24 protein-coding genes are annotated in these 26,024 nt (G+C 46.0%); all 24 read left to right on the forward strand.

Translation table 11 applies throughout. The features are described 5' to 3' along the window. Positions 1–363: 363 nt before the first annotated feature. Positions 364–1,581: an ATP phosphoribosyltransferase regulatory subunit gene (locus ACN6KS_RS00770; RefSeq protein ID WP_094873192.1), complete on the forward strand. Its 1,218-nt coding sequence runs from the start codon at positions 364–366 to the stop codon at positions 1,579–1,581. Between the two features lie 69 nt (positions 1,582–1,650). Then, a complete protein-coding gene (gene hisG / locus ACN6KS_RS00775; protein WP_440961115.1) occupies positions 1,651–2,289 on the forward strand; it encodes an ATP phosphoribosyltransferase in 639 nt (212 codons plus the stop codon). A gap of 35 nt (positions 2,290–2,324) precedes the next feature. Beyond that, positions 2,325–3,635, forward strand: coding sequence for a histidinol dehydrogenase (gene hisD / locus ACN6KS_RS00780; protein ID WP_440961116.1), 1,311 nt, complete (start codon positions 2,325–2,327; stop codon positions 3,633–3,635). Continuing rightward, positions 3,622–4,230: an imidazoleglycerol-phosphate dehydratase HisB gene (gene hisB, locus ACN6KS_RS00785; RefSeq protein WP_094873166.1), complete on the forward strand. Its 609-nt coding sequence runs from the start codon at positions 3,622–3,624 to the stop codon at positions 4,228–4,230. The genes hisD and hisB overlap by 14 nt, the downstream gene beginning before the upstream one ends. Position 4,231: 1 nt before the next feature. After that, complete coding sequence (gene hisH, locus ACN6KS_RS00790) at positions 4,232–4,855, forward strand: imidazole glycerol phosphate synthase subunit HisH (RefSeq protein ID WP_440961117.1); 624 nt, start codon at positions 4,232–4,234, stop codon at positions 4,853–4,855. 42 nt (positions 4,856–4,897) lie between these two features. Next, positions 4,898–5,635, forward strand: coding sequence for a 1-(5-phosphoribosyl)-5-[(5-phosphoribosylamino)methylideneamino]imidazole-4-carboxamide isomerase (gene hisA, locus ACN6KS_RS00795; RefSeq protein WP_094873169.1), 738 nt, complete (start codon positions 4,898–4,900; stop codon positions 5,633–5,635). Between the two features lie 882 nt (positions 5,636–6,517). After that, a complete protein-coding gene (gene hisF, locus ACN6KS_RS00800) occupies positions 6,518–7,276 on the forward strand; it encodes an imidazole glycerol phosphate synthase subunit HisF (RefSeq protein WP_042123282.1) in 759 nt (252 codons plus the stop codon). Further along, positions 7,273–7,986, forward strand: coding sequence for a bifunctional phosphoribosyl-AMP cyclohydrolase/phosphoribosyl-ATP diphosphatase HisIE (gene hisIE / locus ACN6KS_RS00805; protein WP_094873170.1), 714 nt, complete (start codon positions 7,273–7,275; stop codon positions 7,984–7,986). Before hisF ends, hisIE begins: the two co-directional genes overlap by 4 nt. A gap of 13 nt (positions 7,987–7,999) precedes the next feature. Next, complete coding sequence (gene hisJ, locus ACN6KS_RS00810; RefSeq protein WP_440961118.1) at positions 8,000–8,827, forward strand: histidinol-phosphatase HisJ; 828 nt, start codon at positions 8,000–8,002, stop codon at positions 8,825–8,827. A gap of 23 nt (positions 8,828–8,850) precedes the next feature. Beyond that, entirely contained in the window at positions 8,851–9,801 is a 951-nt protein-coding gene (locus tag ACN6KS_RS00815; RefSeq protein WP_094873173.1) for a ribose-phosphate diphosphokinase, read from the forward strand. A 234-nt stretch (positions 9,802–10,035) separates the two neighbouring features. Then, entirely contained in the window at positions 10,036–11,772 is a 1,737-nt protein-coding gene (locus ACN6KS_RS00820; RefSeq protein ID WP_440961119.1) for a tetratricopeptide repeat protein, read from the forward strand. 40 nt (positions 11,773–11,812) lie between these two features. Next, on the forward strand, positions 11,813–12,766 hold the full coding sequence (gene trxB, locus ACN6KS_RS00825; protein WP_094873176.1) for a thioredoxin-disulfide reductase: 954 nt from the start codon (positions 11,813–11,815) through the stop codon (positions 12,764–12,766). A 309-nt stretch (positions 12,767–13,075) separates the two neighbouring features. Beyond that, positions 13,076–14,503: a glucuronate isomerase gene (gene uxaC / locus ACN6KS_RS00830; protein ID WP_440961120.1), complete on the forward strand. Its 1,428-nt coding sequence runs from the start codon at positions 13,076–13,078 to the stop codon at positions 14,501–14,503. 57 nt (positions 14,504–14,560) lie between these two features. Beyond that, positions 14,561–15,565: a LacI family DNA-binding transcriptional regulator gene (locus ACN6KS_RS00835; protein WP_094873178.1), complete on the forward strand. Its 1,005-nt coding sequence runs from the start codon at positions 14,561–14,563 to the stop codon at positions 15,563–15,565. Positions 15,566–15,728: 163 nt separating this feature from the next. Then, on the forward strand, positions 15,729–17,198 hold the full coding sequence (locus ACN6KS_RS00840) for a tagaturonate reductase (RefSeq protein WP_341133491.1): 1,470 nt from the start codon (positions 15,729–15,731) through the stop codon (positions 17,196–17,198). A gap of 34 nt (positions 17,199–17,232) precedes the next feature. After that, positions 17,233–18,723, forward strand: coding sequence for a UxaA family hydrolase (locus ACN6KS_RS00845; RefSeq protein ID WP_440962354.1), 1,491 nt, complete (start codon positions 17,233–17,235; stop codon positions 18,721–18,723). A 194-nt stretch (positions 18,724–18,917) separates the two neighbouring features. Next, positions 18,918–19,145 carry a DUF1858 domain-containing protein gene (locus ACN6KS_RS00850; RefSeq protein WP_094877725.1) on the forward strand — a complete coding sequence of 76 codons (228 nt, stop codon included), beginning with the start codon at positions 18,918–18,920 and terminating at the stop codon, positions 19,143–19,145. Positions 19,146–19,186: 41 nt separating this feature from the next. Then, complete coding sequence (locus tag ACN6KS_RS00855; RefSeq protein WP_341133493.1) at positions 19,187–20,449, forward strand: DUF438 domain-containing protein; 1,263 nt, start codon at positions 19,187–19,189, stop codon at positions 20,447–20,449. Between the two features lie 209 nt (positions 20,450–20,658). Then, positions 20,659–21,609: an ROK family glucokinase gene (locus tag ACN6KS_RS00860; protein WP_042184026.1), complete on the forward strand. Its 951-nt coding sequence runs from the start codon at positions 20,659–20,661 to the stop codon at positions 21,607–21,609. 45 nt (positions 21,610–21,654) lie between these two features. Beyond that, entirely contained in the window at positions 21,655–22,554 is a 900-nt protein-coding gene (rapZ, locus tag ACN6KS_RS00865) for an RNase adapter RapZ (protein ID WP_042123306.1), read from the forward strand. A 57-nt stretch (positions 22,555–22,611) separates the two neighbouring features. Continuing rightward, the gene (locus ACN6KS_RS00870; RefSeq protein ID WP_179085868.1) at positions 22,612–23,559 is read left to right on the forward strand and encodes a gluconeogenesis factor YvcK family protein; all 948 of its coding nucleotides are present in this window, start codon (positions 22,612–22,614) and stop codon (positions 23,557–23,559) included. Positions 23,560–23,706: 147 nt separating this feature from the next. Then, the gene (gene whiA, locus ACN6KS_RS00875; RefSeq protein WP_042123310.1) at positions 23,707–24,636 is read left to right on the forward strand and encodes a DNA-binding protein WhiA; all 930 of its coding nucleotides are present in this window, start codon (positions 23,707–23,709) and stop codon (positions 24,634–24,636) included. Between the two features lie 97 nt (positions 24,637–24,733). Beyond that, positions 24,734–25,003, forward strand: a complete 270-nt coding sequence (locus ACN6KS_RS00880) for an HPr family phosphocarrier protein (RefSeq protein WP_036687106.1) — start codon at positions 24,734–24,736, stop codon at positions 25,001–25,003. Positions 25,004–25,153: 150 nt separating this feature from the next. Continuing rightward, a complete protein-coding gene (locus ACN6KS_RS00885) occupies positions 25,154–25,909 on the forward strand; it encodes an SIMPL domain-containing protein (RefSeq protein WP_094873184.1) in 756 nt (251 codons plus the stop codon). Positions 25,910–26,024: the final 115 nt, after the last annotated feature.

Consider the following 26,024-nt stretch of genomic DNA (forward strand, 5'->3'; position numbering starts at 1 on the left):
AGCCCTTCTTTCTAGTTGTAAGTAGATTTTTAGAACACTAATTACAGAATTATGAAGTACAATCATATTAGCTCATTATAGTATTGGATAAACGTGGAGGCAAAATAAAGGAATTCCCAAGTATTCGTTCGAAGTACATAAGTATTAATTCAGATTCAGATTCTCCTTGCGAGAAATTCAACCTAGATGGACAAGCTTAATCATACAAGCATTTGAAATGAAGTTGTAGCTTTATCCCGTTGGATTGACGAAAAAGTGGTGAACATGATACGATGTTAAAAACACTTTAATTTGCTACCACTTTACCATAGTAAAGTAAATATAGATATTATTTAATGATAACTGACGAGGTGAACAATGAAGATGTCCAAACCAAAGGGATTTGAGAAGCCGTCTGGCGTTCGGGACTATCTGCCCCGGGCTGTAACGAAATTGCGCAAAATTGAGAATGATGTCCTGCATTGCATGAGTCGCTGGGGTTATCAGCAAATGATGACTCCGACGCTAGAATATTACGATACAGTTGGCGTGGCTAGCTCCACGTCCGACCAGAAGCTCTATAAATTGCTTAATAACCGTGGTCAGGCTTTGGTGCTTCGGTCAGAAATGACGGCTCCGGTCGCCCGTGTGGTTGCATCTCTTTTGAAGGATGAGCCATTACCGTTGCGGTTATCCTATCACGCTAATGTTTTCCGTGCCATTGAGGAAGAAGCAGGGCGGGAAGCGGAGTTCTTCCAGACAGGAGTCGAGCTGGTAGGTGATGATTCACCTGAGGCCGATGCTGAAGTAGTGGCGCTCGCGATTTCATCGCTACAGGCTGCGGGTGTGAAATCTTTTAAAATCGCTATGGGGCATGTAGGCTTTCTGAATGGTTTATTTCAAGAGGTGCTTCCGGAATTGCCGGAGGCTCAGGAGGAGCTGAAGAGTCATTTATTGGGCCGTGACTACGTCTCTTTTCGGGAGACCTTACGCCGGCTGGATCTGACAGAAGCTCAGAAGAATGAACTGGATGGACTGTTACGTCTGCGTGGAGGCAAGGAGATTTGTGGACAGGCGCTGGAGCTTAGCGATCATCCGCTTGCCCGTCATTCGATAGATCATTTATGCAAGGTATGGGAGGTGCTGGTCTCTTACGGCGTATCACAGCATGTGCTGATCGATCTGACGATGATCGGAGACTTTTCCTATTATACAGGGATGACTTTTGAAGGCTATGCAGCGGAATTAGGGTTTCCGGTATGTAGTGGAGGCAGATATGATAATCTCCTTCAGCAATTTGGGCGTCCGATCCCTTCCACAGGTTTTTCTTTAAAAACAAATCGTATTCTCGATGGTGTGACTGGATCGAGCGAAGAGGAAGAGCTGCCTATCTTAATCCAATATGATGCCACTCGTCGAAAAGAAGGTCTGGAAGAGGCAACACGCTTGCGGTCGGAAGGGCACGCAGTAGTGACTAGACTGGCAGCAGGTCCAGAAGAGCTTGAAACGGTGAAGCGTCTAGATACGGATACGATCGAAGCAGATGGTGTGCGGTACGGTGAAATCTATACCTTTGTATCTTTTGTAAGTGAACATGGCTGAGATATCGCTAACGAGAATGAGCGGTTAAGATAAATTTTGTAGGTAAATGGAAAAGGAGGAAACTTAACAATGGCACAGATTTTGAAGGTCGCTATGCCAAAAGGCCGGATTTACGAAAAGGCTGCTGAGCTGTTCCGCCAGGTAGGTCTCCCGATTCCACCGGATGGTGAGGCATCCCGCAAGCTTGTTATTCCGCTGCCTGAGGCAGGCATGGAGTTTATATTAGCGAAACCAGTAGATGTACCTACATATGTAGAATATGGTGTAGCCGACATTGGAATCGTGGGTAAGGACGTATTGCTTGAGGAAGATCGTGATGTATATGAGCTGCTTGATCTTGGCATCGCTCGATGCCGGATGTCGATCATTGGATTGCCAAACTGGCAGCCGGGGATTCAGCAACGTGTAGCGACGAAATATCCGAATGTGGCTTCAAAATATTTCCGGGAGCAGGGACAGCAGGTTGAGGTCGTGAAGCTGAATGGTTCCATTGAGCTTGCGCCGCTGATTGGTCTCGCCGATCGTATCGTGGATATGGTAGAGACGGGCCAAACGCTGCGGGATAACGGATTAATTGAAATGAAGAGCATATTCGAAATTACGAGCCGCCTTGTGGCCAATCGTGTGAGCTATCGGATGAAAAATGAAGAGATACAGCAGCTGTGTGATCGACTGCAGGCGGTTATAGGGGAACCAAGTTTGCGGTAGGTGACAAGATTTAGGGGCAAAGGGAGGAACCAGCGATGAAGGTTGTATCGAGCAAGGACTTTAAGCTAGAGCGAGAAGTCGAGTATGGAACGCCAGAGCAAAATCAGGTGGTAAAGGAAATTGTGACCGCGATTAAAAAAGAAGGAGACACGGCACTTCTTCGCTACACGGAGCAATTTGACCGGGTCACGCTTACGTCGAATCAGCTGCGGGTAACTCCAGAAGAGCTTCAGGCAGCATATGGCCGAGTAGAAGAATCTTTCGTATCCGCTATTCAAGCAGCCGCAACCAATATCCGGGCCTTTCATGCTAGACAGAAACGGAATTCGTGGATGGATCTTCAGCCCGATGGCACGATTCTGGGACAGATTATTCGTCCGCTGAAGCGGGTAGGGGTTTATGTTCCTGGCGGTAAGGCAGCTTATCCTTCCTCCGTGCTGATGAACGTGATCCCTGCGCAGATCGCAGGCGTGCCAGAGATCGTTATGGTAACCCCGCCATCCACCGGCGGCAAAGAAGGGATTGATCCATACATCCTGGTTGCTGCCGCAGAAGCAGGTGTGAATGAGATCTACCGTGTGGGCGGAGCGCAGGCGGTAGCTGCTTTGGCTTTTGGGACGGAGAGCATAGCGCCGGTAGATAAGATATGTGGGCCCGGCAATATATACGTTGCGCTAGCGAAACGCGAGGTATATGGTGCCGTGGACATCGACAGTATCGCGGGACCAAGCGAAATTGTCGTGCTCGCAGATGAGACCGCTGAGCCGGCCTATGTCGCAGCGGATCTGCTCTCGCAGGCCGAGCATGACGAGATGGCCTCGGCGATTCTAGTCACGCCATCGCAGAGCTTGGCGGATAGTGTGGCTGCTGAAGTGGAGCGTCAGCTACAGGAGCTGCCGCGACAGGCGATCGCCCGTTCATCCGTAGAGAATTACGGTGCGATCATTGTTGTGGAATCTATGGAGGAAGGAATCTCCGTAGTGAATCGATTGGCACCAGAGCATTTAGAGATTGTTGTCGAGGACCCTATGGGTCTTGTGGGCAGCATTGAGAATGCTGGAGCCATTTTCCTAGGAGCTTATAGCTCAGAGCCTGTGGGCGACTATTTTGCCGGACCGAATCATATTATCCCAACCAATGGTACGGCACGGTTCTCGTCGCCAGTGGATGTGGATGATTTTATAAAGAAATCAAGTCTGATCTATTACAGCAAGGAAGCCCTCCTGCGTGATGGAAAGACCATTATAGAGCTGGCACGTCGCGAAGGGTTAGAAGGCCACGCACGGGCCATTGAGATTCGACTCAAGAACGAAGGAAAAGGTGGAGACGGATATGGAGAACAATAATGAACAAGCCTTGCGCCAAGCAGGACTAAGCCGCAAAACAAACGAGACGGATATCAAGCTGTCTCTTAACGTAGATGGAAGTGGAGTTTCTGAGCTGGAGACGGATGTTCCTTTTTTGAATCATATGCTAGATCTGTTCACAAAGCACGGCCAGTTTGACCTGTCAGTACAGGCGCGAGGAGATATCGAAATTGATGATCACCACACGGTTGAAGACATTGGGATCTGCCTAGGTCAAGCACTGTACGAAGCACTAGGTGATAAAAAAGGAATCAAACGTTATGCGAGTGTTTTTGTACCGATGGATGAGGCGTTGGCGCAGGTTGTGATCGATATCAGCAATCGCCCACACTTTGAATATCGCGCAACGTATCCTTCACAGCAGGTGGGCAGCTTTTCGACGGAGCTTGTTCAGGAATTCTTATGGAAGTTCGCGCTGGAAGCTCGGATAACGCTGCATGTGATTGTACACTACGGTTCTAACACACATCACATGATTGAGGCTGTATTCAAGGCGCTTGGACGGGCACTCGATGAAGCGACACTAATTGATCCACGTGTAAAGGGTGTGCCTTCTACGAAGGGAGTGCTGTAGCATGACTGTTGCAATCGTCGATTATGGCATGGGCAACCTGCACAGTGTGAGCAAGGCGGTAGAACGCCTCGGTTGTGAGTGTGTAGTGACGGGGGAAGCCGAGCAAATTCTCGCTGCTGATAGTGTCATTCTGCCGGGTGTCGGTGCATTTGGCGATGCGATGGAGCAGCTGCGGGAAAGTGGCTTGGATCTTGTGGTTAAACAGGTAGCTGCCGGAACACAGCCGCTGCTTGGTATTTGTCTCGGCATGCAGCTGCTGTTTAGCAGCAGTGAAGAGCATGGCAGCCATGAGGGTCTTGATATTCTCTCAGGCTCGGTGGTGCGATTTGCTCCTAGAGTTGGCTATAAAGTGCCACATATGGGTTGGAATAAGCTGAGCTTCACACAACCTCAAAGTCCGCTGTTTGCAGGTCTCGATGAGGGGCATGTGTATTTCGTCCACTCCTATCACGCACTTGTAGCGAATAAGAGTGATCTGTTGGCAGTCACCGATTATGGTTACCCAGTTACGGCTATCGTGGGCCAGGATAATGTATTCGGCATGCAGTTTCATCCGGAAAAAAGCGGAGAGCTGGGAATGAAGCTGTTGGGTAATTTCTTGAAATTAAAGGGAGAGCGGACGTAAGCCGCGCTATAAATATAATGTAACGAAAGTGGGGAGCGCCAAATGTCTTCTTTTATTGTATATCCGGCGATTGATATCCGGGATGGAAAATGTGTCAGGCTGCAACAAGGGGATTACAGTCAGGAAACGATATACAATGATAGTCCACTGAAGGTGGCCAAATCTTGGGAAGAGCAAGGCGGAAAATTCATTCATTTGGTGGATTTAGACGGGGCAAAAGCAGGTCATCCTGTGAATGATGCGATGATCGGCGCTATTGCTGCTAATGCTAACGTGCCTGTTCAGGTGGGCGGTGGCCTTCGTACTCTTGCGGACGTGGAAAAATTGCTCGGACTTGGTGTTAGCCGCGTTATTATCGGCACTGCTGCGATTAATGATCATGTTTTTACCGAAGCGGTATTGGCTAAATACGGTGATAAAGTAGCTATCGGCATTGATGCACGCAACGGTTATGTTGCCACACATGGCTGGTTGAATACCTCTGAGGTACGTGCTGAGGATCTGGCTAAGGAATTGGCTGCAAAAGGAGCAGAGACGTTCATTTACACCGATATCTCTCGCGACGGAATGATGCAGGGGCCGAACGTGGAGGGCATTGTGTCCATGGCGAAGGTCAGTGGTAAAACGGTGATCGCCTCCGGCGGAGTCACCAGTCTTGATGATCTGTTACGTCTGAGCATGCATAACGGCAGCGGTGTGGGCGGAGCTATTGTTGGCAAGGCGTTGTATACGGGCAATATTGATCTCTCCAAAGCTTTGCAGGCACTCGCACAGAAGTAGTGTTGCGTATGAGCTGCGTTAGTTGACGAACCTGACAAATAACTGACTAATAACTGACTAATAACTGACTAATAACTGACTAATTAATTCGTTCTTACTGTGCTAAAAATCTTATTAGAAGGTTTGGTTGTATTTTGTGCAATAGAACCCTTCTTAAAGGGCTTGAATGTTTATTTGATTGCACTTTATACAGTTGAAATAGTGATAAACCTTCGTTTTCGTGGATTTCTGGGAAATCTAATGCACGAAATACAATAGACGGCACAATTTGATTGTTTGAGGTTTACTCTATTGTACAGAGTGCAATAGAACGTCGAACTAGGTTGATAAACCCTAAGCTATTGAGCGAATAAGGTGGTTTCAGCTAAAGTCTGATGTGGAATCTGTTGTAATAAGCTAATTAGGCGGCGGGATGGGCATTACGCCTTAGCTGGATGATATAAGAGTACTTCATACAACTATTGTTCCAATTAAGAGCATGTTTGCTAATTTAATTGTATTTCGTGCAGCTATAAATGAGAGTTGATCTTATTTCTAAGCTCATTTCCAGATTTAATTGTACGAAATGCAGTTAAACGCATGGTTTGCTGGATGGACGGTGAAATAACTGTACATGATGCAACTAAATGAGCCGATTATTTCATGAGCGCGAGCCCACAGGTGGCCTAATGAATTTGGTCTTGCGGGTGTCGCGAGTCCGTCGTCCTGCCAGGAGCATGAATCGTGGAGACACAGGGATTATGAGTGTATGTCTAGCTTGGGCTTGCAGGCTGTGTAAGCCCGCCTACTCACAGAGGCAAGAACGTCAACGCGAAGGTGTTATGGGCTTAAGTTTGTGTTTAGGGGGATCGAAAAACCTTTGCAATAAAGGAGGGATTTATTATGTTAGCAAAACGAATCATCCCCTGTCTTGACGTTAAGGACGGACGGGTAGTCAAAGGCGTTAACTTTGTGAATCTGCGTGATGCCGGAGATCCGGTTGAGCTCGCGGCGCTGTATGACCGTGAGGGTGCAGATGAGCTTGTGTTTCTCGATATATCAGCTTCCGTAGAAGGCCGAGCGACCATGATTGAGGTTGTGCGGCAGACCGCAGGTGAAATCGCCATTCCTTTTACAGTGGGCGGCGGGATCTCTACACCTGATGATATGAAGCGGATTCTTCGTGCAGGTGCAGACAAAATTGGCATTAATACGGCTGCTATCACAAATCCACAGTTAATTCTGGAAGGTGCACGCCGTTTTGGCTCTCAATGTATTGTGGTAGCCATAGATGCTAAATATAACGAGGCATTTGGTGAATGGGAAGTGTATACACATGGTGGTCGCAAGCCCACTGGCATCCGTGCTCTGACCTGGGCCAAGGAAGCTGAAAAGCTCGGAGCAGGTGAGATTTTACTCACAAGTATGGATGCAGATGGCACGAAAGATGGCTTCGACCTGAAGCTGACCTCAGCAGTAAGCGACTTACTTAGTATTCCTGTGATTGCTTCTGGCGGTGCTGGGAAGAAGGAGCATTTTTACGATGTATTTACGGAAGGGAAAGCCGATGCTGGACTGGCGGCGACCATTTTTCACTATAAAGAGATTGCCATTAACGACTTAAAGGCTGATTTGAAGCAAAAAGGGGTAGAGATCCGATGAGTCAAACAGAAAAGAATACATCCATTAGCCAACAAGAAGCGCTGGCCGGCATTCGCTGGAATGAAGCGGGGTTGGTGCCTACGGTTGTACAGGATGCCAACACACTCGAAGTTTTGATGGTTGCTTATATGAATTCGGAATCGTTGCAGCTCTCGCTGGAACGTGGTCAGACCTGGTTCTGGAGCCGCTCACGCAGCGAGCTTTGGCACAAAGGTGGAACCTCCGGCAACACACAAGCGATTACCTCCATAGCCTATGATTGCGATAGTGATACATTGCTCGTGAAGGTTGTTCCTGAAGGACCTGCTTGCCATACTGGAGCTACTTCGTGCTTTTTCCGTGAAATCCCTTTGGATAACCAAACCAAGGAAGCGCAAAAATCGGCTGCAAGTCTTACGGATGGCGAGCGGTTTACCGTTCTTGGCGAGCTAGAGCGCGTGATTGCTGAGCGGGAAGTAGAACGCCCGGAAGGCGCATATACCACTTATTTGTTCGATAAAGGGGTCGATAAGATCCTTAAGAAGGTAGGCGAAGAAGCCTCTGAAACGATTATTGCCGCTAAAAATAAAGACAATGCCGAGCTGCGTCTTGAGGTTAGTGATCTGATCTACCACTTACTAGTTCTGCTACAGGAGCGTAAGCTTCCGCTGGATGAGATCATGGAAGAGCTCAGTACCCGCCACGAGCGCCCACGCCGGGATCAGTACTAGGGGGGACTGAAGGATGCATATCGATTACCACACGCATCATGAGCGCTGCGGTCATGCCGTGGGCAAGCTTGAGGAGTATGTGCAGCGCGGGATTGCGCTTGGACTTGAGCAACTAGGGTTATCGGACCACTTGCCGCTCATTCATGTCGATCCTGCTAGCTATTACCCTGAGATGGCGATGCCAATGGCTGAACTGCCTCGTTATGTAGAGGAATGTCTGAGTCTGAAGGAACGTTATCGTGGAGCCATAGATCTGCGGGTGGGGCTGGAAGCGGATTATATTGAAGGCTACGAAGATCAAATTCGTGAGATTTTATCTCCTTACCCATGGGATTATCTGATTGGCTCTGTGCATTTTCTTGGGGAATGGGATATTACGGATTATCGACAGGTTCATGGCTGGGAAGGTAAGGATGAACTAGAGGTATATCGTCTTTATTATGATGCTGTAAAGAAGTCGGCGTTATCGGGATTATATGATATTATAGGACATATGGATGTTATTAAACGGTTCGGCTATGGTCCACAGACACCAGATGGTAAAGCAGAAGTGAGAGCATTGGAACTGGAAACCTTAAAGGTTATAGCAGATAGCGGAGTCGCCATGGAGCTAAATGCTTCAGGACTTTCCAAGCCGTGTGCTGAAATGTTCCCAGCGGAACATCTGCTACAGGAGGCTTTTAAGCTCGGTATACCTCTTACGCTCGGCTCGGATGCACATGACCCTGCTAAGCTTGGTGACGGCTTACAAGAGGCTCGTAGCCTGCTTTGGCACACAGGATTTCGTGAACTGGCTGTATTTGAGGGTCGTCGTCGTACCGCTGTTCCGTTCAAACTATAATTTATAATCCGCAGGAGGGTATTATGCATCATCAACAATTACGTATTTTTTCCGGTTCGTCGAATCCAAAGCTGGCGGCAGATATTGCAGAGCGACTTGGTGTTGAATTGGGGCAGATTAAGCTGACCCGTTTCATGAGCGGCGAGATTTACGTGCATTACGAAGAGAGCATCCGGAACTGCGACGTATTTTTGGTGCAATCCCTATCCCATCCCATTAATGAGATGTTCGTGGAGCTGCTCGTGATGATAGATGCTGCTAAACGGGCATCGGCACGTACAGTTAACATTATTGTGCCGTATTATGGATATGCTCGACAGGAACGTAAGTCTGCACCTCGCGAACCGATTTCGGCTAAGATGGTAGCTGATGTACTTACGACCGCCGGCGCAACCCGTGTAATCACTATCGATTTGCATGCAGCGGCAATTCAAGGATTTTTCAACATTCCGGTCGATCATCTGACTGCTCTCGATTTGATCAGCAGCCATTTGAAGGCCAAGGCTATGTCTGATTTGGTCATTGTCTCTCCAGATGCCGGACGTGCCTCTATGGCTGAGAAGCTGGCGAATAAGCTGGATTCACCTTTTGCCATTATGATCAAGAAGCGTCCAGCCCATAATGAATCGGTAATCACTCATGTCATTGGTGATGTCGAGGGACGTACACCGATTATTATCGAGGACCTGATTGATACAGGGACTACCATTGTGAATGTGGTAGAGGGTCTGAAAGAGAGAGGTGCGAAGGACAGTATCGTCTGTGCAACGCATGGATTGTTCTCAGGGCCTGCGCTGCAGCGGCTTGACCATCCCTCAATTGAGGAAGTGGTCATTACCGACTCTATCGCGCTGCCAGATGATCATTCAAGTCGGTTTAAGGTCTTATCGGTTGCACCGATGCTTGCTCAAGCTACACGTATTATTCTTGAGGGCGGTTCGATCGATAAGCTTTTCAGAGACGCGGGAATTTAATTCCCCGTCTTTTTTATTTTTATTTGAAAAAGTTGTTGTATGTGGAGTGGTAGAGTCTTTCTCAACTTGAGAATCTCACGGTCACATGTGGTATACTGTGTGAAGATAGCCGCACCCATATAGGGAACGGAATAGCGATTAAGTTTGGAGCTCCGGTATACCCCATTGGGCGCCGTCCTCCTATTTTTTCGTTAGTATAAAAGGAAGCTTCTTATAAGGGGGTGCCTTGCTTCCATGATGGAGAGAACTTCAGAGTATGAGGAGAATGGTAATGTTATTCCCGTCACTCTGAATGCCAATTTTTTCTTTGAAAGAGCCGTTCGGTCCTTGGATCGCTTTCAATATGATAAGGCATTAAAGAATTTTCGCAAAGCTGTAGAGTACGAACCGGAGAACCCGGTAAATCATTGCAACGTAGCAGGTGTATTATCAGAAATGGGTAATTATGAGGCGTCAAACGATATTTTGACCCATGTGCTGGAGAATATTGATCCTGGAATGACGGAATGTTATTTCTATATGGCTAACAACTTCGCCAATATGGAAAGCTATGAGGAGGCAGAACGCTCACTCGTTACTTATCTCGAAGAAGATGTGAACGGTGAGTTTCTGGCCGAATCGGAAGAGTTGATGGAACTTCTGCAATATGAACTGGATCGTCCTGCACCGCTTATCCGGATTAGAAGCCGGGAAGGGGTAATAGAGCATGAGCGGGCCCGGGCGCTGTTGGAAGAAGGCAAGTTTACTCAAGCCGTTACTTTGCTTGAAGAGATTGTAAGCAATACGCCAGACTTCTTGGCGGCGCATAACAACCTAGCCCTTGCGTATTTCTATATGGGTCGTTTTACCAAAGCCAAAGAATGTATTATGCGGGTGCTTGAACAGGACTCTGGCAATTTGCACGCACTTTGTAACTTGGCGATCTTTCTGCAGTATGAAGGTGACCGCGGGCAACTGGCAGGATTATTACGTCAGCTAGAGACGACTATTCCTTTTCACCAGGAGCATTTGTTCAAAATGGCCACTACGATGGGAATTCTTGGACGGCATAGAACCGCCTATGGTCATTTTCGGCGCCTGCTGAAGGATGAGGAAGTCGGCGGTGACGCCAGCTTGTATCATTACTGTGCGGCAGCAGCAAGTAATAGTGGACTGCACACGGAAGCTCAACGCTGCTGGCAAAAAGCTACTAAGCTGGACCCTGAATCGGCTGTGCCGAGATTTTTTCTGGCCCAGCTGCAGCAAGCACAGGGAGAAGGCAAAGCGTTATCTCCAATCAGCTACAACTATCAGCTTCCATTTCAAGAGCAGCTGAAGCTGTGGAAAGATAATAAAGGCAGCTTTGCCGAAGAGGTGCGGAACAATCCGCTGCTTCGGTCCTCCTTCTTCTGGGCGCTTCGCTACGGAGATGCCAATACGAAGCTTCAGGTGACGGAAGCTCTGCGCTGGATCGAAGATGAAGAAATGTCCGAGATTCTGCAAGGACTTCTGAAGCAACAGCCATTGCAGGAAGAAAAGCTGCAAGAAGCTGCGCTTCTCAGCCTGCAACGACTGATTGGTAGTGTTCCGGAGGAAAATGTGCTTCAGGAAGCTAAAGAAACTTCTACTGCGCGTCTGAAGGGATTGCCAGAATGGAGAGATGATTGGCAAAAAGTCATCGACCAGACGGTAAGTATGATGGACCGGAGATTTGATGCCGTCCAGAAAAAAGACGCTGAATTACTCTGGAAGCAATTCGTGAGCAGCATCTATCCAGATGTTCCTTTTATCCGTCACGCGGGGGGCTGGAGTGCAGCCTTAGAATATCTGATCGCAAAAATGCATAACCTTCCAGTTACCTATCGTGAAGTAGCTCTGCGTTACGACGTTTCTGTGTCGATGGTCAGTCGTTATGCTCGGCGTATCGATGATGAATGTAGCTTTCAGGGAAGTGTGAGCGACAGTCTTCCCCCGTTTACTGAAAATATCTAAATTCTTGACGCTTAAACCCTATTGTGAGGAGGCCACTGTTATGTACAAAACGATTGTAATCGGAACAGGCCCGGCCGGGCTTACTGCTGCTATTTATCTGGCACGTGCCAACCTTAACCCACTTGTAATTGAAGGCTTGCAGCCAGGTGGACAACTGACAACGACAACGGAAGTAGAGAACTTTCCAGGTTTTCCTGAAGGGATTCTCGGTCCGGATTTAATGGACAACATGCGGAAGCAGGCTGAACGTTTTGGTGCTGAATTTAAGAATGGTTGGGTGGATTCAGTGGATTTTTCACAGCGTCCATTCAAAGTGACAGTAGATGGTTTGGGTGTATTAGAGGCAGAGTCGGTAATTATTTCTACCGGTGCTTCTGCCAGATATTTAGGAATACCAGGGGAGCAGGAGAATGTGGGCCGTGGGGTCAGCACTTGTGCTACTTGTGACGGCTTCTTTTTCCGGAACAAAAAGATTATCGTGGTCGGTGGAGGAGACTCCGCGATGGAGGAAGCCAGCTTCTTAACAAGATTTGCTTCCAGCGTAACTCTGGTTCATCGTCGTGATGAGCTCAGAGCTTCGAAGATCATGCAGGATCGCGCACGCGATAACAGTAAGGTTGCGTGGGCACTTAACCGTACACCGCTTGAAGTAACAACCGGCGAGTCTGGCGTTAAAGGGCTGACGGTTCGCAACAATGAGACAGGGCAGGAAGAACTCATCGAAGCGGATGGGGTGTTTGTCGCGATCGGACATACGCCGAATACCGGGTTCTTAGGCGGCCAGATTACTACGGATACCAATGGCTACATTGTGGTCACCCCTGGAACGACAGAAACGAACATTCCGGGTGTATTCGCTTGTGGTGACGTGCAGGATACCCGTTACCGTCAAGCGATTTCTGCAGCAGGCACCGGCTGCATGGCAGCAATGGATGCTGAGAAATACTTAGAGGGTTCGATGGTGCATGATTGGAGCGAAAATCTAGGCAGTTAATTTCCCGCTAACTTAAATTGGAATGACTTCTAGCAGGCGATCCTTATCTTACAGGATTGCCTGTTTTTTTATGATAGGAAATAGCGGTATTAAAATAACTGTAACAATGTCCTTCGAAAAAGACTTGCGCATTTTATAAATAAGTTTACAATGTAGATAAATGTTAACGTGAACAATTTTCAACACAACGCTAGGCAAAACATTTATTTTAGATTTAATTAATATTCAATGAATAGTTCAAACATCAAAATGTTTACGTTAAACCGATTGTAACTCCCATTATGATTATAAAGGAGAGCAGCAAAACTCATGAGCAGAAAATTTATGGATGAGAACTTCTTATTGTCCAGTGAGACTGCGATTCAGCTGTTTCATAACTATGCGAAAGACATGCCGATTATCGACTATCACTGCCATCTCAGTCCGAAAGAGATTTATGAGAACAAGACGTTTAACAATATTACCGAGGCTTGGCTGTATGGTGACCATTACAAATGGAGAGTGATGCGGGCAAATGGTGTAGAAGAGAAGTACATTACCGGTGATGGTAGTGACTACGATAAATTTCTGGCCTGGGCAAGAACTGTTCCAAGGATAATCGGTAATCCGCTCTATCATTGGACACATCTGGAGTTACAGCGTTTCTTTGGAGTATATGATTTGCTAAATGAGGTTAATGCTCCGAAGATTTGGGACGAAGTGAACAAGCAACTGCAAGGCGAGGGCTTTGGAGCAAGAGACTTGATCATTAAATCGAAGGTGACCGTTGTATGCACCACCGATGACCCTGTAGATGATCTAGAATATCACGAGAAAATCAGTACTCTAAGTGGATTCGAAGCTAGCATAGTTCCGGGATTCAGACCAGATAAATCACTCGAAATCAACCGTCCTACCTTCAAGGCTTGGGTGGATCAGCTTAGTGAAGTTTCGGGAATAGCGGTTGAGCATTATGGACAGTTTCTTGAAGCGCTGGAGAGCAGGGTGAGATACTTCCATGCTAGAGCGGGCCGTGTATCCGATCATGCTTTGGATGCAGTAATGTTTGAGCCAGCTACCTTGGAGGAAGCTACAGAAATATTCGCCAAAGCAATTCGTGATGGCACTGTAAGCGAGAGTGAAGAGAAAAAGTACAAAGGGTTCACACTTATATTCCTCGGGAAATTATATAGCGAACTGGATTGGGCGATGCAATTCCATATCCATGCGCTTCGTAATAATAACAGCGTAATGTTCGGGCGTCTCGGTCCGGATACAGGCTATGATGCCATCAATGATGGCATGATTGCTAAACCACTGGCAGGACTGCTTGATGCGCTGGATCGTGAGAACGCACTGCCTAAGACGATTTTGTATTCATTGAATCCGAATGATAATCATGTCATTGCGGGTTTAATGGGCTGCTTCCAAGGGGGAGGTATACCTGGGAAAATTCAATTCGGAACGGCATGGTGGTTCAATGACAATAAGGATGGCATGCTGGAACAGATGAAGACGCTCGCTAATCTAGGGGTACTCAGCCAATTTGTCGGAATGTTAACAGACTCCAGAAGCTTTTTATCGTATACCAGACATGAGTACTTTAGAAGAATTCTATGTGATCTTGTAGGTTCTTGGGTAGAGGCTGGAGAAGTCCCGGATGATATGGAACTGCTGGGCGGTATGATTGAGAACATCTGTTACAATAATGCGGATCAATATTTCAATTTCTCGAAACAGGCATTGGTGACAAGGTAATCGTTATGATATCCTTACATGGAAGAGCCAAACCCGTTTGATAAGGAAGGTTGACCCATGGCACCTACAATCAAGGATATCGCCAAATTGGCGAATGTTTCACATACAACTGTATCAAGAGCACTTAACAACAGTCCACTCATTAAAGAGGTCACACGTAAAAAAATTGCTGAGATTGCCGCGCAAGTGGGTTACGTCCCCAATTACAATGCTAAAAGCCTTGTAATGCAGCGATCATATACCATTGGCTTGTTCTTCACGAGTATTGCCAAGGGCACAACATCCGGTTTCTTCTCTGACACGATCCGTGGTGTGAACAGCGTTATAGATGTTGAATATAATTTGTTCATACGTGGGATCGACGATTATGCAGAGTACTCCTCCATTCATCACAAACGTTTTGACGGAATTATTCTAATGAGCCAAAGTGAAGCAGACAATAAATTTATTTACCATGTGATCCAGCAAGGCATTCCAATCGTTGTGTTGAATCGACAGATCGATGATCGCTCCATTATTAACATCATCTCGAATGACCGGGAAGGCGCTTATCATGCAGGTAAATACCTGATAGAATCCGGCCATCAAGACATTGCGATTATTGAAGGCGTCGAAGGCTTTAAATCCACACAGGAGCGCAGAGATGGTTTTATAAAAGCATTGATAGATTATAACATTCCTGTGCGTAATGACTACATGATCAGTGGTAAGTATGATTTGCAAAGTGGATATGAGGCGATGGGCCAGCTGCTGGATCTGGAAAAAGCGCCGACGGCAGTATTTTGCTCTAATGACGATATGGCGATCGGAGCTATGAAATCTGTGTTTGAACATGGGCTGCAGGTGCCGAATGATGTCTCTATTGTTGGTTTTGATGATATTGGCTTTTCGCTCTTTGCCAATCCTTCGTTGACCACAGTTAAGCGTCCGATTGAGAAAATCAGCGAGCAAGGTGCCCGTAAGCTACTAAGCTTAATCAAAGAGCCATTGGAGAATGAAGGGCTAATCTCGATCGACACGGAGTTTATTGCGAGAGAATCGGTTAAGAACCTGCAAAGATAGTAATGATGCACATACCAGCGACGTAATCCTTTACAATTTGTGAGGGGTTTTCAATTAAAATTTTCACGTGTGCATATTATTTAACATAACATAATATAAATATTGTTTTATATAGTAATTTAACTTTGTTTATCGTGTGCATTATAAATTAGGAGGCATTTGTATGAACAGATTAAATAGTGATAGCTGGAAAGCTTATAAGCAATATCCCGAGAAGGTTCTGCAATTTGGTGAAGGGAATTTCATGCGCGCTTTTGTAGATTGGCAGATTCATACCATGAATCAAAAAACGGATTTTAATGGCGGAGTAGTTGTGGTACAACCGCTGGGCAACGGACTTGCAGAAATGCTAAATGCTCAGGATGGGTTGTATACGCTTTATCTCCAAGGGCTCAAAGATGGGGCAGCGGTAAAAGAACATGAGGTTATCAACTGTATTACGCGAACGCTTAATCCTTTTGCCCAGCATGAGGAGTATATGAAGCTTGCCGAGAATCCAGAGCTGCGCTTTATCGTGTCTAATACCACGGAGGCGGGAATTGCTTTTGAAGGGGACGACAAATTAACGGATGCTCCGCAAAGCAGTTTTCCAGGCAAACTGACGGCCTTATTGTATAAACGTTTCGAATTTTTTAATGGGGATGCTTCCAAAGGTTTTATTATCATTCCGTGTGAGCTGATTGACCGAAATGGGGATGAGCTTAAGAAGGTTATTTTGAAATATGCTGAACTGTGGAATCTTGGAGACGGCTTTATTGAATGGCTGAATGAAGCCAATACCTTCTGCTGCAGTCTGGTAGACCGCATTGTTCCCGGATATCCAAGAGACAGCATCGCTGAGATTACTGAAGAACTGGGGTATGAGGATAAGATGGTTGTTGTCGGCGAGCAGTTCCATCTTTGGGTAATTGAAGGGCCGCAGTGGATGAAAGAGGAGTTCCCGGCTGAACTAGCAGGTCTTAATGTGCTCGTGGTAGATGATATGACCCCTTACCGGACTCGTAAAGTGAGAATTCTAAACGGAGCGCATACCGCGATGACACCCGTAGCGTATTTGTACGGAATTGATACGGTGGCTGAGGCGATTGAGCACGAAGAGGTTGGGGCGTACGTGAAGTCCTTGATCTATGATGAGATCATCCCGACGCTGGATCTGCCGGTAGAGGAATTGAATTCTTTTGCAGACGCGGTATTAGAAAGGTTCCTGAACCCGTATGTGCAGCATTACTTGATGAGCATCTCTCTGAATTCTATTTCGAAATTTAAGACAAGAGATCTACCTTCGTTGCTGCAATATGTAGAGTCCAAAGGACAATTGCCTGAGAAGCTTGTCTTCTCATTAAGTGCATTAATTGCCTTCTATAAAGGACGCAGAGGGGAAGAAGAGATTCAGTTGGCGGATGATGCAGATATTGTGGAATGGTTCGCTTCCTTATGGGGAGGATGGGATGGCACAGATACTGGGTTACGCGCACTGGCTGTCGAGGTATTAGCGGCGACAAATCGCTGGGGCTGTGACCTGAACGAAGTGGCCGGACTTACGGATAAGGTGACAGAAGGGCTCATTGCGATTGAGAGAACAGGTATGAAGCAAGCGCTGCAAGCGTACGTGAAGAGACCTGCGCACAACTAATACACAGGAGGTGGATGACGACATGATTAAGACTATGAAAGAGGTACTGCAGATTAACGAGGCTGATAACGTGGCAGTTGCACTTAAAGACTATCAAGCAGGCGACACCATTGTGATAGGTTCAAAAGAGATTAAAATTACGGAAGATATTGCTAGAGGTCATAAAATTGCACTAACCAGCATTAGCGAAGGTGAGTATGTATTGAAGTATGGCTATCCCATCGGTCATGCTAAAGCGCCTATCGTGCCGGGCCAGTGGGTGCATACCCATAATACGAAGACAAACCTAACAGGGGTTGAGGAATATACTTTTGAGCAGAAGCTGACACCCAATCCTTTTAAAACAGAAAATTTGACCTTTAAGGGGTATCGTCGTTTTGACGGATCAGTAGGTATTCGTAATGAGCTATGGATCGTCCCTACGGTTGGATGTGTAAATGGAGTGGCGGAGCAGATCATTAATATTTTCAAGGCAGAGGTTGGGGATATCGCTCCATTTGATAATGTACTCGTGCTTAAACATAACTATGGTTGTTCTCAGCTAGGCGATGACCATGACAATACTCGTACAATACTTGCTAACGCGGTTAAGCATCCAAATGCGGGCGCCGTACTTGTGCTCGGACTAGGTTGTGAGAATAACAATTTGCATATTTTTAAAGACATGCTGGGTAGTTACGATGAGGGTCGAGTGCGTTTTCTTGTCTCCCAAGAGGTTGGAAACGAGATTGAAGAAGGCGTAAAGCTGCTGAAGGAACTCTACAATAATGTACAGGGTGATCATCGGGAAGAAGTCTCACTCTCTGAGCTGAAGATTGGTCTGAAGTGTGGAGGCTCGGATGGCCTGTCCGGGATTACTGCGAATCCGCTTCTTGGACGTCTGTCTGACTATATGGCTGCCCAAGGCGGCACAACTGTACTCACTGAAGTACCAGAAATGTTTGGCGCCGAAAAAATTCTGATGGAACGTGCGGCAGATGAAGCTATTTTCCACAAAATTGTTGATCTCATCAATGACTTTAAGCAGTATTTTATGGACTATAAACAGCCGGTATATGAAAATCCTTCACCAGGAAATAAAGCCGGAGGAATTACTACGCTTGAGGATAAATCTCTGGGCTGCACTCAAAAATCCGGTAATTCTACGGTAATGGATGTACTCAAGTACGGAGAGCTTATCACTAACAAAGGCTTAAATCTTCTTAACGCGCCGGGCAATGACCTAGTGGCTTCGTCGGCTCTGGCTGCTGCTGGCTGCCAATTGGTGATCTTTACGACCGGGCGGGGAACGCCTTTTGGAACATTCGTGCCTACGATGAAGGTATCCACCAATACCCCATTATATGAAGGCAAACGTCACTGGATCGATTTTAATGCGGGTGTGTTGGTTGAAGATGGTTCTCCAGATGAGGTTCTGCGTGACTTCATTAACTACATTATCAGCGTGGTTAGTGGGGAATGGGTAAATAATGAGAAAAATAATTTCCGCGAGATTTCCATCTTCAAAACAGGCGTAACGCTATAGTAAATGATTTATAACAAATCAAGCTGTCCCTTATGCTTTTTATGGTAGGGGGCAGTTTTTTATTTTCATACGAATACATAATCCTCTGTTAAAAGAATGACTCTTCTTAATTAGTGATTGCAATCACAATGGCCCCATTCAGCCTGTGCTAATCTGTTGTTGAGAATAGTTCTCACAAAAAGGAGAAGAGTTGCATGGAAAAAGTCCTGCGAATGGATGAGTCTATCTTCGACATTGTATCACGGCATCCAGAGGTCATCGAGATTATGGTGGATCTGGGCTTTAAGGATATCGCCAAGCCGGGCATGCTGCAGACCGCTGGACGTTTCATGACCTTATCCAAAGGAATCAAGTTGAAGAAAATAGATCTCGACACTGTGAAGTTAGCCTTTGAACGTCATGGCTTCGAGATTGTGAAATAAAGAGCAAATGATAACCAAACTTCATTAAGGAGTGATCAATAATGAGTGAGCTTATAAATAACCGCGAGGTTGATGTACCGGAGCAAACTCGTCGCCAAGCCCTGCTCAAGGAGATTATTAAAGAACTGCATGCAGGCAAAAGCGTTGAAGAGGTTAAGGCACGCTTCGAGGAAGCTGTAGGTGATGTTACTGTTGCGGAAATCTCTGCAATGGAGCATTCGTTAATGACTGAAGAGGGAATTCCGGTATCCGAGGTACAGCGGCTTTGTTCGGTGCATACAGCAATTTTCAAAGGCTCTATTGAGCAAATTCACCGCTCCTCGAAGCCTGAAGAACAACCCGGCCACCCAGTCCACACCTTCAAGCTAGAAAACCGTGAGATTGAAAGACTTGTGAACTTCCGGTTAGATTTGCATGCTACTAAATTCCAGAAGAATGACAGCGAGGAGCTGATCTTTAAGCTGCTGGAGGATCTTAGCTTACTGTTGGATCTAGATAAACACTACAGTCGAAAAGAAAATCTGTTGTTCCCTTACCTTGAAAAATACGGCATTTATGGACCAACCAAGGTAATGTGGGGGGTGGATGATCATATCCGCCGTATGATTAAAGAGGCAAAAGCAGCGCTCAGCAGCTACAGCGGAAATGCAGTAGATATTGGTGTTCAACTTAAGGAGATCATCAAGGAAGTTAATGAAATGATTTTTAAGGAAGAAAATATTTTATTGCCTATGTCGCTGGATAAATTGACGGAAGACGAATGGGTCAAAATCGCTCGGGAGAGCGATGAGATTGGATTCTGCCTGACGGCGCCGGAGCAGGAGTGGATACCCGAACGTGCCGCAGAGCCGGAAGGTGCAGCATTGCAGGGTGAAGCAGTGGGAGCCGCTCCGCAAGAAGGGTTCATCCGTTTTGAGACAGGGCTGTTGTCATTGCATCAGCTTGAAACAGTACTCAATCATCTGCCAGTAGATCTGACATTCATTGATGAGGATGATGTCGTTCGATATTTTTCACACGGGAAGGAACGTATCTTTGCCCGAACTAAGGCGGTTATCGGCCGCACGGTACAGAACTGTCATCCGCCTCAAAGTGTTCATGTGGTAGAGAAGCTTCTGGAAGACTTTAAGGCAGGTCGTAAGGATGCTGAGGACTTCTGGATCAACATCAAGGATAAATTTATCTATATCCGTTATTTCGCTGTCCGCGACGAGACTGGTCGGTATATGGGTACGCTGGAGTTTACACAGAATATCGCACCTATCCGTGCACTGGAGGGGCAAAAGCGTATTTTGTCAGAATAAATGGGTGATTTAGGTTATTTTCCAGATAATAATATAGTCAGAAGACTCTCTTACTTAGTCGTAAGGGGGTCTTTTTAGAATATAATAGAGTATAGTATTAAAATAAGGAATTCCCGGGTGTGTTGTCTTTCCTTGACCACAGAGGGGGCTTCTATTATAGTTGGTACTTAGGATTAACTATTTTAGTATAAAAAAAGGTGGCTTGTTACATGTCTGAGAATATCTACGTTGGCGTGGATTTGGGTGGAACTGCAATTAAGGTTGGAATCTGCAATGCTGAGGGAACTCTATTGCATACTTATGAGGGACCTACAGGAACTGCAGAAGGTGTCGATACTGTTATCGATAATATCGAGAAGTATGTTCGCCAAATTGTGGAGGATTCCCCGTACTCTTGGGATCAGCTTGCAGGTGTAGGAGCGGGCGTAGCAGGGTTCACAAATATTCGTGAAGGAATCATTATACTTGCGCCTAACATAGGATTTAAAGATGTGCCGATTCGCTCCATTTTGGAAGATCGCTGGAACAAGCCTGTCAAAATAGACAATGATGCGAACGTGGCTGCACTGGGTGAAGCCTGGAGTGGTGCAGGACGCGGGATTGAAAATTGTGTTTGCTATACGCTAGGAACAGGTGTTGGTGGCGGAATTATTATTAACGGAAAGATTTATCAAGGTTTTGCAGGTCTAGCAGGTGAGCTTGGCCATATCACTGTAGTGCCGGATTTGGAAGCCATTCAATGTGGTTGCGGTAATATGGGATGTCTGGAAACCGTTTCCTCCGCTACAGGAATTATTCGTATGGCTAACGATGCAGTAGCTCGTGGTGATCGTACTTCGCTCTCAATGGTAGAGAAGATTGCTGCGAAGGAAGTCTTTGATGCGGCTAAGGCTGGCGATGAAGTAGCGATTCGCATAGTAAACCGTGCAGCATACTACCTGGGTAAATCTATGGCTTCTGTTGCAGCCGTGCTTAACCCTGAGGTCTTCATCATTGGCGGTGGTGTGTCCAAGGCTGGAGATATTCTATTTGATGAAGTTCGTCGTGTGTTTGCTAAGCTCGCACCGGCTCCGCTTCAGACTGGTGTTTCGATTATCCCTGCGGAGCTTGGTAATGATGCAGGTATTGTGGGTGCGGCAGGTCTTCTGCTTCGTTCTTAAAAGATAGGGAGTATTCATATACTAATTTAGGGAGGGGACGCTTTAATGACCGAATTGGACAATACTCCAACGGCTGGAGCCACCCTGATCATTATTACCGGAATGTCAGGTGCGGGTAAGACAATTGCTGTTCAGAGTCTGGAAGACCTAGGGTTCTTCTGTGTCGATAATTTGCCGCCGGTGCTGATCCCTAAGTTTGCAGAACTGATTGAGCAGTCGAAGGGTAAGATCGCCAAGGTAGCGCTTGTGATTGACCTGCGCGGTAGGGAATTCTTCACTGCTTTGTCCGAGTCTCTAGCCTATATCAAAGATGAGTCAACCATTGGCTGTGAAATCTTGTTCTTGGATGCTACGGATTCGGTGCTTGTGCAGCGTTACAAGGAAAGCCGGCGTCATCATCCGCTAGCGCCTAAGGGACTTCCGCTTGATGGTATCAAGCTGGAACGTAAGATGCTTGAGGAATTAAAGAATTCAGCCACATTATGTCTGGATACTAGCAGTATGAAACCAGTGCAGCTCAAGGAGAAGATCGTTTCTCGGTTCTCGCATTTAGGAAAAAGTACACTCTCCGTCAACATTACATCGTTCGGATTTAAGTATGGTATTCCTATTGATGCAGACCTCGTATTCGATGTTCGCTTTTTGCCTAACCCACATTATGTGGATCACCTGCGGCCCAAAACAGGTCAGGACAGCGATGTCTATGACTATGTAATGAAGTGGCCTGAAACACAGGTGTTCCTGACCAAACTGCTCGATATGCTTCATTTCTTAATTCCGCAATATCGTAGGGAAGGTAAATCCCAGATTATTATCGGCATTGGCTGTACCGGCGGGAAACACCGTTCAGTAGCCATTTCTGAATATTTGGGCAAAATGCTGGGCGTCAGCGAAACGGAATCCGTAGCTGTTAGTCATCGGGATTCCGAGCGTGATCGGCACTAATGAGAGAAGGGGTCCATAGTGGCTGAAGAACAAAGACAGCGTCCACGTATCGTCGTTATGGGCGGTGGCACGGGACTATCTGTCATGCTTCGCGGCTTAAAAGAAAAGCCGCTAGATATTACAGCTATAGTTACCGTAGCAGATGACGGAGGAAGCTCGGGCATTTTGCGTAGTGAACTGCAAATGCCGCCTCCTGGGGACATCCGCAACGTATTAACAGCTATGGCTGATGTAGAGCCGCTCATGGCGGATATTATGAGATATCGTTTTAACACGGGCGAAGGATTGGCGGGCCATAGTCTTGGTAATTTAATTCTTGCCGCGCTTACAGATATATCTGGTGATTTTGTCACAGCTGTTCGTGAGCTTAGCCGATTATTTGCTGTTCGCGGACGGGTATTACCCGCTGCGGGAGATGCCGTAGTATTGCGTGCGGAAATGTCGGACGGCACGATTATCACGGGGGAATCTAAAATACCGGAAGCAGGCGGGATCATTAAACGGGTTTCTTTGGAGCCTGCTGATGTGGAACCGTTGCCTGAAGCGCTTGAAGCGATTCGAAATGCAGATGCGATTCTTTTGGGTCCAGGGAGTCTATATACGAGCATTCTTCCGAACCTACTTGTTCCGAAGCTAGCAGAAGCTGTTGTATCTTCTGATGCAATCAAAATTTTTGTCTGCAATGTAATGACTCAGCCTGGCGAAACGGATAATTATACTGTAAATGACCATCTACAAGCTGTTTATGATCATATTGGAATTCATTTATTTGATTATATTATTGTGAATGACGGTGAAATTCCAGAGCAGGTGCAGTCGAAGTACGCTGAGAAGGGTGCGCGTCCGGTACAGCTCGATAAGGATGTACTAGAAGGTAGTGCATATAAAGTTATAGCGGATAAGCTAGTGTTATTCCGAACTTATTTAAGGCATGATACCGATAAGCTTAGTCATCATATCTATCAGCTTGTGCAAGATTGGATAAACAGAAACCCTAGGGTATAACTTAAAATATAAGAGAGTATAAGTTTTACACCTATACTTTATGGTTTATATTTCTCGCTTAAACGCTTACCGTCCTTACAAGGACACCGAAGGCTTTTATGCTTGTATATATGAATGACGTACTTATTTCAGAAAGAGGTGAGACCCTTGTCTTTTGCGGCCCTTACCAAAAAAGAGCTGACGATGGTGGAGAGTGAGCCCTGTTGTGAGAAGGCGGAAATGTCAGCACTTATCCGTATGAATGGATCTGTGCAGCTTTCAAGCAAAAAGGTGATTCTCGACATTTCGACGGAGAACGCCGCGATTGCAAGGCGGGTATATTCTTTGCTTAAGAAATATTACCAGGTCCATATTGAGCTACTCGTGCGTAAAAAAATGCGTTTGAAGAAAAATAACGTGTATATCGTTAGAATCCCCAGCCGCGTACAGGAGATCTTAAATGATCTCAGAATTGTGTCCGAAGGATTTATTTTTACCGACGGTATTGATAAAGAGATTGTTGGGAATAACTGCTGTAAGCGTGCTTATTTGCGGGGTGCTTTTTTGGCGGGCGGATCGGTTAATAATCCGGAGGGTTCCTCTTACCATTTGGAGATTTCCTCGATGTATGAGGAGCACTGTAAAGCGCTAGTTGATCTGGCTGGTGAATTTCACCTAAACGCACGCTGCATTGAACGTAAAAAAGGGTTCATTCTATACATTAAAGAAGGCGAGAAGATTATCGAATTCTTAAGTCTGATCGGCGCGCATCAAGCGTTGTTCAAATTTGAGGATGTAAGAATTATGCGTGATATGCGTAATTCCGTGAATCGGATCGTGAACTGCGAGACCGCGAATCTCAATAAAACGATAAGTGCCGCGGTGCGGCAGATTGAGAATATCAAATTGCTGCAGCGAGAAGTGGGGCTGGAGAGCTTGCCGGATAAACTGCGGGAAGTTGCAGAAATCCGAATGGCACATCCAGATATCAACCTTAAAGAGGTTGGTGAAATGCTGAAAGGTACGGTTAGTAAGTCCGGAGTAAATCATCGACTTCGTAAGATTGATGAACTGGCGGACAAGGTTCGAGGCGGCTAGTCACTTTTTTTCTAGTGTGGTTTACGTTATAATGATATAATAATATAAAATTAATGTGAAATTTTTGGGGAGAACTCAATTAGGGGGTAAGCGTTTCATGACAAAGCACCCGGTAGTTGTTCGGTTGAAGACAGGGCTACACGCTCGACCGGCAGCATTGTTTGTGCAAGAAGCTAACAAGTTTTCGTCGGAGATTTTCGTGGAAAAAGACGATAAAAAAGTAAACGCCAAAAGTATTATGGGTATTATGAGCCTAGCGATCAGTTCCGGCACGGAGATCTATATCAGCGCGGATGGTGCAGACGCCGATCAAGCTGTAAACGCTTTGACGAGTCTCGTCAGCAAAGAAGAGCTTGAGAACCAATAATCTTTTGACATGACTTTTTATTGCATGACTAAAAAGCCCCTAGGGGCTTTTTTTAATACCAAAAAATAGATTTAAGATGTGCAACATTTACCAGAATGACTCGTCTAGAGGATAATAACAAATCACAAAAGATGAAAGGGGCTGGCAAATATGAAAGGTTTGGTAAAGAAGATTGGTTCAGTGTTGATTGTAGGGAGTTTGTTAATTGGAGGAATTGGTATGAGTGGTGTCTCCCAGGGTCCTACAAAGGCTTACGCAGATGAAGTGCAGAAAAATGTTGTTAGTGTAGTAGGTAAAGGCGAATTGTCCATCAAGCCGGATATTGTATACTTGTCCATCGGAGTAGATACTACGGCGTCAACTGCGCAAGAAGCACAAAAAACAAATGCTGCTAAAATCCAAAAGATCACTACCCTACTGAAAGGGACTTGGAAAATCGCAGATAAAGATATTCAAAGCACCCAATTCTATGTGCAACCCAACTATAGTTATAGCGAAAAAGAAGGACAGCAAGTAAAAGGATACAACGCGAATCATACGCTGTTAGTGTCTTATAGAGATCTGACTAAGGTTGGTGAATTGCTTGACGCTGCATCTGCAGCAGGGGCAAACAATCTCGGAAATGCACGTTTTTCTGTGGAAGATACTTCTGCCTTTGAAGCTCAGGTGATTGAAAAGGCGATGGCGAACGCAGATGTTAAGGCAGGAGCTATTGCTAAGGCAGCTAAACGTAGCTTAGGCCAAGTGCTCACGGTTAGTCAAAATGATGGCGATATTACTCCAGTATATTTTGAACAAAATCTAAAAATGGATATGGCTGCAGCAGATGCTGGTGCAAGCACATCCGTACAACCGGGAGTAGTTAAAGTTACAACCCAACTAAGCGTTATGTATGAATTGAAATAGTAGCCTACAAGATGAATACAGAGAGAAGAGGTAATCTTCCGCTTAATAGTGGGGGATGCCTCTTTTTTGTGTAAGCTCTCTGGGATTATGTTTAATTAATTGGAAAGGAGAGGGA

Source organism: Paenibacillus nitricinens (genome assembly GCF_052056485.1).
Taxonomy (GTDB): Bacteria; Bacillota; Bacilli; order Paenibacillales; family Paenibacillaceae; genus Paenibacillus_AQ; species Paenibacillus_AQ nitricinens.

Bases quoted from the DNA above. Each gene is read 5' to 3' on its own strand.
- hisA (WP_094873169.1), top strand. From the start codon at position 4,898: ATGTCTTCTTTTATTGTATATCCGGCGATTGATATCCGGGATGGAAAA.
- ACN6KS_RS00870 (WP_179085868.1), top strand. From the start codon at position 22,612: ATGGGCGGTGGCACGGGACTATCTGTCATGCTTCGCGGCTTAAAAGAA.
- hisIE (WP_094873170.1), top strand. From the start codon at position 7,273: ATGAGTCAAACAGAAAAGAATACATCCATTAGCCAACAAGAAGCGCTG.
- hisD (WP_440961116.1), top strand. From the start codon at position 2,325: ATGAAGGTTGTATCGAGCAAGGACTTTAAGCTAGAGCGAGAAGTCGAG.
- ACN6KS_RS00815 (WP_094873173.1), top strand. From the start codon at position 8,851: ATGCATCATCAACAATTACGTATTTTTTCCGGTTCGTCGAATCCAAAG.
- rapZ (WP_042123306.1), top strand. From the start codon at position 21,655: ATGACCGAATTGGACAATACTCCAACGGCTGGAGCCACCCTGATCATT.
- ACN6KS_RS00885 (WP_094873184.1), top strand. From the start codon at position 25,154: ATGAAAGGTTTGGTAAAGAAGATTGGTTCAGTGTTGATTGTAGGGAGT.
- hisG (WP_440961115.1), top strand. From the start codon at position 1,651: ATGGCACAGATTTTGAAGGTCGCTATGCCAAAAGGCCGGATTTACGAA.
- ACN6KS_RS00770 (WP_094873192.1), top strand. From the start codon at position 364: ATGTCCAAACCAAAGGGATTTGAGAAGCCGTCTGGCGTTCGGGACTAT.
- ACN6KS_RS00835 (WP_094873178.1), top strand. From the start codon at position 14,561: ATGGCACCTACAATCAAGGATATCGCCAAATTGGCGAATGTTTCACAT.
- ACN6KS_RS00845 (WP_440962354.1), top strand. From the start codon at position 17,233: ATGAAAGAGGTACTGCAGATTAACGAGGCTGATAACGTGGCAGTTGCA.
- uxaC (WP_440961120.1), top strand. From the start codon at position 13,076: ATGAGCAGAAAATTTATGGATGAGAACTTCTTATTGTCCAGTGAGACT.
- hisH (WP_440961117.1), top strand. From the start codon at position 4,232: ATGACTGTTGCAATCGTCGATTATGGCATGGGCAACCTGCACAGTGTG.
- hisB (WP_094873166.1), top strand. From the start codon at position 3,622: ATGGAGAACAATAATGAACAAGCCTTGCGCCAAGCAGGACTAAGCCGC.
- trxB (WP_094873176.1), top strand. From the start codon at position 11,813: ATGTACAAAACGATTGTAATCGGAACAGGCCCGGCCGGGCTTACTGCT.
- ACN6KS_RS00855 (WP_341133493.1), top strand. From the start codon at position 19,187: ATGAGTGAGCTTATAAATAACCGCGAGGTTGATGTACCGGAGCAAACT.
- hisF (WP_042123282.1), top strand. From the start codon at position 6,518: ATGTTAGCAAAACGAATCATCCCCTGTCTTGACGTTAAGGACGGACGG.
- ACN6KS_RS00850 (WP_094877725.1), top strand. From the start codon at position 18,918: ATGGAAAAAGTCCTGCGAATGGATGAGTCTATCTTCGACATTGTATCA.
- ACN6KS_RS00860 (WP_042184026.1), top strand. From the start codon at position 20,659: ATGTCTGAGAATATCTACGTTGGCGTGGATTTGGGTGGAACTGCAATT.
- ACN6KS_RS00840 (WP_341133491.1), top strand. From the start codon at position 15,729: ATGAACAGATTAAATAGTGATAGCTGGAAAGCTTATAAGCAATATCCC.
- hisJ (WP_440961118.1), top strand. From the start codon at position 8,000: ATGCATATCGATTACCACACGCATCATGAGCGCTGCGGTCATGCCGTG.
- ACN6KS_RS00820 (WP_440961119.1), top strand. From the start codon at position 10,036: ATGATGGAGAGAACTTCAGAGTATGAGGAGAATGGTAATGTTATTCCC.
- ACN6KS_RS00880 (WP_036687106.1), top strand. From the start codon at position 24,734: ATGACAAAGCACCCGGTAGTTGTTCGGTTGAAGACAGGGCTACACGCT.